Below are 1,045 nucleotides of genomic sequence, written 5' to 3'. Positions count from 1 at the left end.
TGCAGGGTTTTGGTGACGATGGAGTGGGTGTCGTTTTTGAAGTAGCGGCGTGCGGCTTGGCGGGTGTCGGAGAAGCCGAAGCCGTCTGCTCCGAGGGAGGCGAAGTCGTTGGGGATGTATTGGCGGATTTGGTCGGGGATGGCTTTCATGTAGTCGGAGACGGCGATGACGGGTCCGTGGTGGCCGTTGAGTTGTTGTGTGATGAAGGGGGTGGGTGGTTCTTGGCCGGGGTTGAGGAAGGTGTGTTCGTCGGCGGCGAGTCCGTCGCGTCGGAGTTCGTTCCAGGAGGTGACGGACCAGACGGTCGCGGCGACGCCCCAGTCTTCGTTGAGGATGCGGGCGGCGTCCAGGGCCCAGGGGACGGAGACGCCGGAGGCGAGGATTTGGGCGGTGGGCCGGTTTGGGTCTCCTTGGGGGGCGTCTTTGAGTTTGTAGATGCCTTTGAGGAGTCCGGTGGTGTCGAGGTTGTCGGGTTCGGCGGGTTGGGTGATGGGTTCGTTGTAGACGGTGAGGTAGTACATCACGTTTTTGTCCGTGCTGTTTTCGCCGTACATGGTTTCGAGGCCGTGGCGGATGATGTGGCCGATTTCGTAGCCGTAGGCGGGGTCGTAGGTGCGTACGGCGGGGTTGGTGGCGGCGAGCAGGGGTGAGTGTCCGTCGGCGTGTTGGAGTCCTTCGCCGGTGAGGGTGGTTCGTCCTGCGGTGGCGCCGATGATGAAGCCGCGGGTCATTTGGTCCGCGGCGGCCCAGAAGGAATCGCCGGTGCGTTGGAAGCCGAACATGGAGTAGAACACGTAGATCGGGACCAGGGGTTCGCCGTGGGTGGCGTAGGAGGTTCCGGCGGCGGTGAACGCGGCCACGGCTCCGGCTTCGTTGATGCCGGGGTGGATGAGTTGGCCGGCGGGGGATTCTTTGTAGGCCAGGACGAGGTCGCGGTCCACGGAGAGGTAGTTCTGGCCTTTGGGGTTGTAGATTTTCGCGGTGGGGAAGAACGCGTCCATGCCGAAGGTGCGTGATTCGTCCGGGACGACCGGGACGAGGCGGT

1 protein-coding gene is annotated in these 1,045 nt (G+C 63.6%); it reads right to left on the bottom strand.

Features of this window, described 5'->3' with window-relative positions:
* Positions 1-1,045, bottom strand: a 1,045-nt coding sequence (locus tag ACH488_RS21940; protein WP_397326709.1) for a transketolase-like TK C-terminal-containing protein, incomplete at both ends; no start/stop codon positions are given.

The sequence above is a fragment of the Paenarthrobacter sp. NPDC018779 genome (assembly GCF_044391085.1).
Taxonomy (GTDB): Bacteria; Actinomycetota; Actinomycetes; order Actinomycetales; family Micrococcaceae; genus Arthrobacter.
The sequence above is the reverse complement of the archived record's forward strand: the minus strand, read 5'-3'. Positions and strand labels throughout refer to the sequence as shown.